Source organism: Caballeronia temeraria (genome assembly GCF_001544795.2).
Classification (GTDB): domain Bacteria; phylum Pseudomonadota; class Gammaproteobacteria; order Burkholderiales; family Burkholderiaceae; genus Caballeronia; species Caballeronia temeraria.
This window is the reverse complement of the sequence record NZ_FCOI02000072.1, coordinates 1-7619: the sequence shown is the minus strand read 5'-3', so window position 1 is coordinate 7619 and position 7619 is coordinate 1. Positions and strand designations below refer to the sequence as shown.

At 58.1% G+C, this 7619-nt stretch carries 6 protein-coding genes; 5 read left to right on the top strand and 1 reads right to left on the bottom strand.

Going from position 1 to position 7619, the window contains the following annotated elements:
- The first annotated feature begins 86 nt into the window (after positions 1-86).
- From AWB76_RS38170 to AWB76_RS38150, 5 genes are read left to right on the top strand one after another with little or no spacing between them, the layout of a single operon-like run.
- Entirely contained in the window at positions 87-422 is a 336-nt protein-coding gene (locus AWB76_RS38170) for a hypothetical protein (protein WP_061165254.1), read from the top strand.
- A complete protein-coding gene (locus AWB76_RS38165; RefSeq protein ID WP_061165253.1) occupies positions 419-1600 on the top strand; it encodes a tyrosine-type recombinase/integrase in 1182 nt (393 codons plus the stop codon). The genes AWB76_RS38170 and AWB76_RS38165 overlap by 4 nt, the downstream gene beginning before the upstream one ends.
- Positions 1597-3294 carry a site-specific integrase gene (locus AWB76_RS38160; protein WP_061165252.1) on the top strand — a complete coding sequence of 566 codons (1698 nt, stop codon included), beginning with the start codon at positions 1597-1599 and terminating at the stop codon, positions 3292-3294. The genes AWB76_RS38165 and AWB76_RS38160 overlap by 4 nt, the downstream gene beginning before the upstream one ends.
- Entirely contained in the window at positions 3287-5347 is a 2061-nt protein-coding gene (locus AWB76_RS38155; protein WP_061165251.1) for a site-specific integrase, read from the top strand. Before AWB76_RS38160 ends, AWB76_RS38155 begins: the two co-directional genes overlap by 8 nt.
- Positions 5337-5714: a hypothetical protein gene (locus AWB76_RS38150; RefSeq protein WP_061165250.1), complete on the top strand. Its 378-nt coding sequence runs from the start codon at positions 5337-5339 to the stop codon at positions 5712-5714. The genes AWB76_RS38155 and AWB76_RS38150 overlap by 11 nt, the downstream gene beginning before the upstream one ends.
- Positions 5715-5729: 15 nt before the next feature.
- On the opposite strand, the gene AWB76_RS38145 is transcribed toward AWB76_RS38150, so the two are convergent.
- A complete protein-coding gene (locus AWB76_RS38145; protein ID WP_061165249.1) occupies positions 5730-7427 on the bottom strand; it encodes a site-specific integrase in 1698 nt (565 codons plus the stop codon).
- Between the last annotated feature and the right edge of the window lie 192 nt (positions 7428-7619).

Genomic DNA, 7619 nt, shown 5'->3' with positions numbered 1-7619 from the left:
CTGAACTGTAATCTAGTAACAGTTACACGCGATGGGGCTTTCTTCGCCTATATTTCGTGGCAGTCGTGTCGTTCAGGAGTGCTTTCATGGGTCCGTGGACTACTGCCGAGATACAGTCAGCGAGGGGCGTGCCCTTCTACGTCCTGCTCAAATTCCTTGGCGCGTATTGCAAGGTCGATAGGGAATATCGTTCTGCCAGTCCAACTGAGAGCATCCGTGTTCATGTGAATCATGCTGGCCGTGACTTTCGCTTCGTCTTCACGGGTGAGAAGTGGGTCAATGAACTCCTGCCGCCAGCGCAGCGCGGACGAGGCGGCGCAGGTTCCATCGACCTAGCCGCACACCTTACCGGCCTGGACTTCGTTCGCTCGGTGAAGATCTGTATCGATGCGCTCAACGACTCGTTCTCGAAGGTCTCATGAGACTCTTTTACGCGACGGAGGACTTTGTTTACAGAGGTCGATCTCGTCCCGGTATTCCGTTTCTTTGCGCGGAAGACATGGAGTTCATAAGCGCGCCGAACGACTATCTCCTATGGGTCGCCCTTGAAAACCCCAGGACCAGAAGTCCCGCGACGTGGAGAAGCTACGCCGAAACAATCTACGACTATTTCGCGTGGCTTGAGGCGAACGCTTTGAGTTGGGACGCAGTACCTGCTCGCTACGGCGAAGGCGGCGGAATCTCAAACATCGCGTTGTATCGCGATTGGTCCCTTGACGCGCTTGATCAACGAACTGGAGGGCACGCTATGCAACCCAGCACGGTACGCAAGAGACTGTCCCAAGTCATGCGCTTTTATGAGTGGGCGCTAGCGCGTGGCCGAATCGAGGCAGTTCCCTGGGATGTATCACGGTCGGATGTTCTTGACTGGCGACTTCATGGCGTGATCCGCGAGTCCACCCTGCCCGCAGTACCACGCCGACCGATTCGCTTCCTGACCGTTGATCAATGTCGCGCGCTCCTCGAGAAGTGTCCCGGCCCCACGGTTCGGTTGATGACGAAGTTGATGCTGCAGACGGGGCTACGCAACGAGGAATGCCGAACGTTTCCCATGAAGTATCTGTTCGACCCGGCTCCAGCGAGACGTTCGCGGCGGATCGCGATCGATCTATCTCCATCCGACATGAGGCTCAAAGGAAGCAGGCCCCGCCGAGTCTACGCGTCGGGTCAACTCATGAAGGACCTCTTCGACTTCGCGAACTTCGGCGAGGGCGCGATGCGGGCCAAGCTACATCGGAGCAGTGAGGGAACAGCGTCGCCCTACGTGTTCCTCAATCGGCTCGGCGAACCGTGGAGCGAAAAGGGCTTGTGTAATGCCTATCGAAAACTATGGTGCCCTGTGTCCGCCGCCAAGCCGTTGCTCGACTTCAAGGTCACGCCGCACATGTTGCGACACACGTTCGCCACGCTGGAACTGTACGCAGAGAGTCAAACGCGCAACCTGGGCTTCGCACTCGCCTGGGTGCGTGATCGGCTTGGACACGCATCGATTACCACCACCACTGCGTATGTTCATTGCCTTGACATGCTCGGCGAACAACTGCTGAACCAGTACGAACGCGAGATAGATGCACTGCTCATTGCCGGGGAAAAGCGATGAAACGAAAGGCCTACACCCTCCATCAAGTGGCGGAGCGCTCATTGGTCGAAGAGGTCGAGGATCCACTGGTTGTACGAGCAAAAACCAACCTGGACTTCCATCGCTGGCAACGTCACGCGACGACAGGAGCACATGCCAGGCGGGACGAGTTGCTCATTTCGATCGCTCGAGCGCTGCGACAACTCAAGTCGACGCGATCAAACGAAACTATCAGCTTCCTGTATCACGGTGCCGTGTCGAAGTGGTTCGCCTTCTTAGACGCGCCCAGCTCATCGAATCGACGTGTGCGCCGGGTTTCGGATATCGACCGCTCCGTGCTGCGAGACTACGTATCGTGGTTACAAACTGACAGCGCGAAGACGAACAGCGGCTATCTCTCACTCGGAACCGTTCGCTCGCTGTTTACTGGCATCAAGACGGTGCTGACTCGATGCGTTGCAGCGGGTGAACTCCCCATAGACTGCTTCCCGAGAGGCCTGTTCCCGCACGTAGATCGCGCGCTGAAATCACCTACTCCCTACACGAAAGAAGAGATGCAAGCCTTGATGACGGCGCTTGCAGACGATCTTCGAGCCATCCGTGCGGAAACGTTCGTTGGCACCCAGCCAGATCGGTTGCTTGTCTACTATCTCCTGATAGCAATAAGGACAGGAAGGAATCCAGCGTCGCTATTTGAACTAAAACGAGATGCGGTTCGACCGCATCCGCTCAAGCCGGATAGTCATTCATTGCTGACAACGTACAAGCGGCGCGGCAACACCGTCGCGACCCTCTCCGTTCGCACAGCAACCACGGTGGAAGAAATCAGCGTGCTTGCTGCAGACACAAGTTCGTTGATACGCGATGTGTTGGCGATGACCGACAGCTTGGTCGCGGAGGCACCCGCAGACCTTCAAGATAGGCTCTGGCTCTACCAACGATCTCGCCGGTGGGTCAAGCTGGGTGCGGTGGCCGCCTTCTCGAAGAAGGTGCTCTACACGTCGATCGATCGCTTCGTAAAGCGTCATGGGCTTGTTGGGCTCGAGCAGGCCGGGCCGCCCGACGATCAAGCTCCGATGGCACTGACGGTCATGCGACTACGCAAGACATTTGCGTCTCGCATTTGGGAGCTCACAGGGGGCGATGTAGCCATGACCGCAGTACTACTCGGCAACGAGCCCCGTGTGACGGACACCCACTATCTTGCAGTCACGCCCGAGATGGTCCGTAACCACCACTTCCTTGGAAGGTGTCTGGAGATCGAACTCCGAGGGACATCAAAAGATGCATCTACGTTGGCCCGACTTGCCAAGGATATGAAGATCGAAGTCGACGAAGTCAAGCGCCTTTTTAGCGGCGCGAGTAATACGGGTGTGGGTCGATGCTCATCGCCGCTGAATGGCCGATACGCGCCTAAGGACGGTCACACTGCATGTTCTGCGTTCCTGCATTGTTTCCGGTGCCCGAACCAGGTCATCATGGAGAGTGATCTGTACCGCATGTATAGCTTCTATTGGCTGCTCGTGAAAGAACGAAACCTGCTCGGCCGAAATCGGTGGCAAAAGGTCTATGGGTGGGTCGCCAGAGAGATCGATCAGAGCATTGCGCCGCACTTTGCTGCGGCAGTCGTGAAGCAGGCTAAGGATAAAGCCTATGCGGATCCCCATCCAATGTGGCGCGATCGATCAATGCTGCAGGGGCAAAGCCATGGCTAAACCGCCCGCCCATCTTGTGGATCTCGCCCGCGTAAAAGCGAAGGACCTGTCGAATGTCGTTGTGAGTTTGCAAGACGGTACCGTCGTCTCACGCTACGGCGACGACTCATGGGTTCTGTCACCGTATGCCGCCGCAAAAAACTATCAGCGCATCTGCATGGTCTTTAGCTATCGATACAAAAATGGGCGACGATTGACGGATCCTGTCCATGCACCGCTGCTCGCGTCGGTAAAGCGCTTTTTATATACCCGATGGCGCGTAGGCGGCGAGCGTAGTCACTCCGTATCGGTTAGCACATTGCTCTCAAACTGGAGTCAGCTCAGAAAGCTGGTCGGATGGATGATGGAGCAAGGTATCGCCACGTTCGGCGCGCTCACACCTGAGCAATGCGCGCGCTTCGCCGCGCATCTGACTGATAGCGGCCTTCACGCCGCAACGGTGGCAACCGTGCTCACCTTGATCACGACCTACTACGAGCTCGGAGAGCATCTCATTGATCGCATCCCGCAGTTTCCGTGGCCCCTTGAATCGGGAGGAACAACGAAGCTCGCCCGCGCAGGCCGGCAACCCCGGTTCCAAAGCTGGAAGCAAGCGCAGACAGCAGTCATCCCTCAGCGGCTCATGAGCAAGCTGGTGAGTACCGCGCTGGACTACATTGAAAATCGTTCAGAAACGCTTCTGTCACTGCGGGACCAACTCAGCACGTGCGAAACGTATCGGTTTGAAGAAGCGAGAAGAACGCATCGTGAGATGCATCCTGACGGGTTCGCTAGCGTTTGTGAAAGCGAAGAAAAGTACATTCGGTTGAAGGCATATCACCGGCACCCAACTGAAGAAAAAAGGCTTCTTGCCAGTCATGGATATACGCGCCGCAAGCAGGCATCGGTCGATCTTCTTCATCTGCGCACTGCCTGCTATATCGTATGCGCCGCCTTCTCGGGCATGCGCGACTCGGAGCTGGCGTCTTTGGAAGTCGGCTGTTTCATAAAAAGGAAGGGATACGATGGCGAGACGTTCTGCTGGCTGAAAGGCACGACATACAAGCTCATGTCCGAACCGACGCCTTCGGAATGGATGGTTCCGGAGATCGTCGGCAAGGCAGTTGAGGTGGCAACGCGGCTTGGCGCGCCCGAGCGCGCAATCATTGATGGTCGGATCCGGGCGATGGAACGCGTCGCGAAGGATCGCAAGCTTGATGAGCCGTCTCGCATCAAGATAAAAATGGAGATAGATCGCGGGCGCCGCAACCGCGACGCGCTGCTTCTCTCCTATAAGCATCGCGGACGCGTCTCCGCTGTGGGCCGTGACAGCGCCCGAAAGGGACTATGGACATTCACCGAGATGGCCGGGTTAAGGATCGAACAGGAAGATCTGGACGGCATCGCTCACCAGGATCGAATTCGTTGCGGGGAATTGTGGCCCATCGCTCCACACCAATTCCGACGGACGTTTGCCGTATACGTTGCCCGCCATGTGTTGGGAGATATCCGGTATCTGCGAGAGCACTTCAAGCACTGGTCTCTCGACATGGCGCTCTACTACGCGCGGTATGACAGCCCGGCGGATCGATCGCTCATTGAAAACATCATCACCGAGCGCGACGAGTTACAAAGCCTGATCGTTCAAAGCTGGATGCATCCTCATAGCAACCTCTCGGGCGTGGGTGGCCAGCGAATCATGGCGTTCCGGAGCCGTGGCGATCTCAAAACCGTGCGCGACATGCGGGACTTCTGCCGAAAGCTGGGCGAGAGCGTCTTCATTCGCGGTACCGGCCACTCCTGGTGCATGGCAAGCGGAAACGGCTGCGGAGGCCAAGGGCTCTACGATGCGGTTCGATGTACCTCGTGCGGTGAAGCCGTGATTGACTCGACTCACGTGGACATCTGGAAGGGCATACGGCAGCAACAGATCGATGTCTTGAATTGCACGGACCTCGGGATGCCTTCTCGGCAGCGATGCATCGATCATCTTCGAAAAGCCGAGGGCGTGCTCGCCGATCTCGGCAGCGAAGTTACCCCGTTCAAAGTGCCGAGGATGCATCGTGACTATTGAGCAGAAAAGTCCCACCAAGCGCCGTCTGGAGCTCGCGTTACGCCGGTTGCAGCACGGAAAGATGCGGTCCAACCACGACGGCCGAATCAGCATTGCAGCGGTGGCCCGCGAGGCCGGTGTCAGTAATGCCACGATTCATAACCGCTACCCGGAAATTGCTGAACGCGTTCGAGCATTACATGCCCGGACCGCCAACGACGTCATCAGAACGATCCCCGACACGTCAGAAGTCCTTCACAAAAAGCTGCAACAGGCGCGGAAGGAAATCGATCAACTGCAGAAGTATCTAGTGAAGTCTCAGTCGATCAACCTTCGCTTGGTGCGAGAAAACGAGATACTGCGTGCGCGTCCGCAGAAAGCGACGTAGACGTGCTTGCACCGGCTATGGCTCCGCCGCGAAAGCGACGCTCAACTGCTGCATCCGAAGAAGCTCATCGCCGTGAACGTACTGTGAGGTCGTCGCGATCGAAGCATGGCGAAGATTGTCGCGAACGCTACGCAGTTCCACCCCGCGCGCGAGCGCGCGCGTGGCATGTGTGTGTCGAAGCCAATGAGGACTCGCCCCTGCGAGTTTGTGGGCGGCGGCAGAATCAGTGGCGCGCATCTGCTCGGCGACGAGACGGAAGAATCGCTTCAGCACGGCGCGCAAGCGGGTCCCGGAAACGCTCACCGAATCATCGGGGCTCAATGCGGGCACAAGCGGCAGGCTCCGATTGCAACGGCGCGGGTCCGCAGGCAGGCGTCGCTGCCGGAGATAGGTCTGCAGTGCCTGCATCGCAAGCGGCGGCACTGCGACTCGTGCAGCGCGTCGCCCCTTCCCTATTAAGCGCAGCCAAACGTCCGCGGCGTCGCCGAAGACGATGTCTCCAATCCGCGCGTGGATCAGTTCGCTTGCGCGTAGACCGGTCGCGAGCTCGAAGTCGAGAATAAAGCAAAGCCGCTGAGCTGCCTCGACCGACCAACCGTGTTGCGCCGATAATTCGTTGGCGATCTGTTTAGCGAATCGCCACTCGTCGTCCTGAAGCGATCGGAGCTGCGTCGGCTGGGTCGACCGCCCGCCCGCTGCAGTCACGCCCGCGAACGGATTTGCAACCACGTACTGCTGCGCGACAAACCATCGGAACATCGCAGAGAGAATGGACAATGCGTAGGCAACCGACGACGGACGTAGCCGGCAGAAGAATGGGCTCCACTCGTCCGAGAGACGGCATCGACGTGGGCCCATCCACTGTGCTCTCGGTTCCGGAGAGCGCAGGAACGTTCGATAAGCGATGGCGTCGCTGGTGTTCAATGATGAGAGGGCCCGCTTGCGTTCGAGGTTCGCCCACAATAAAAGCCGCTCGGCTTCCTTGCGATAGGCCCTCGCCGTAGTGCCCGTCTCGTGCAGAGCGAGCCATGCTTCGATAGCTTGCCTATCGGTCGTCACGTTCAGCAGGCAACGCGCCTTCGGTGCGCGGTACTTACCTCGCGAACCGTCCCGGCTACGCGTAGGCACGATGTGACGCCAAACGACACGTCTGCTCGGCTCGGACCGTTCTACCAGTCGGCGTGCAGACTCGGTAAGCGACGGATGACACAAAAAGAGCGCTTCGATCTTCCGTGCCGACGCTACCCCAATACCATCGATGTCGATCCACCAGAGACGACGGCGAGGAACCCGCAGGGTCAGTTCGGCAAGCGTCGTAATGCCCTGGCTCTTTAGTGCCCGAATCGCGCGTTGCGGCAACCAGACGCCGATGTCGTCGGTGATCTGAGGTTCGCGGCCGTGGAGCTTCCGCAATGCTTCGATCGCGCGACCGATCGAAATACCCGTATGAGTGCGGTGTGTCGTTCGATCTGTGAAAGCAGCAGCAAGATCACCGCGTCCGTTGAGTTCGGCAATGTCGACCAACCGGCGCCGGATGCGGCCGATGACCCCTCGGGAGGACTGCGCATGGACGCGCTTGTAGGGCAGGTAACGGTCGACCGCTGCTCGCGCAGGAAGCCCCTCGTACCAAGACCGCAACGCCGCCAGGCACGCATAGTCAGGGAACGGGACATACCCATACTCGTAGTCATTCGCTTCAGAAGAATGCTTCACGTTCGCCTCCAGACGCGTGCAGCAGTTCCCAAGGGTATGGCACGGCCACTACCCTTGCCTAGCCCGTATCCCGAACGACGCTGTGTCGATAATCGATCTTATTGAAATAGCCGTGCGCCATGCGAAAACCCATCCGCTGCAAACCGCGTCTGAGGTTCAGATCGTCATGTAACAGCCTCAAAGGTTACGGTT

What these genes read in the sequence shown, in the direction of transcription:
- AWB76_RS38170 (WP_061165254.1), top strand. Translation starts at nt 87, where the DNA reads ATGGGTCCGTGGACTACTGCCGAGATACAGTCAGCGAGGGGCGTGCCC.
- AWB76_RS38155 (WP_061165251.1), top strand. Translation starts at nt 3,287, where the DNA reads ATGGCTAAACCGCCCGCCCATCTTGTGGATCTCGCCCGCGTAAAAGCG.
- AWB76_RS38160 (WP_061165252.1), top strand. Translation starts at nt 1,597, where the DNA reads ATGAAACGAAAGGCCTACACCCTCCATCAAGTGGCGGAGCGCTCATTG.
- AWB76_RS38165 (WP_061165253.1), top strand. Translation starts at nt 419, where the DNA reads ATGAGACTCTTTTACGCGACGGAGGACTTTGTTTACAGAGGTCGATCT.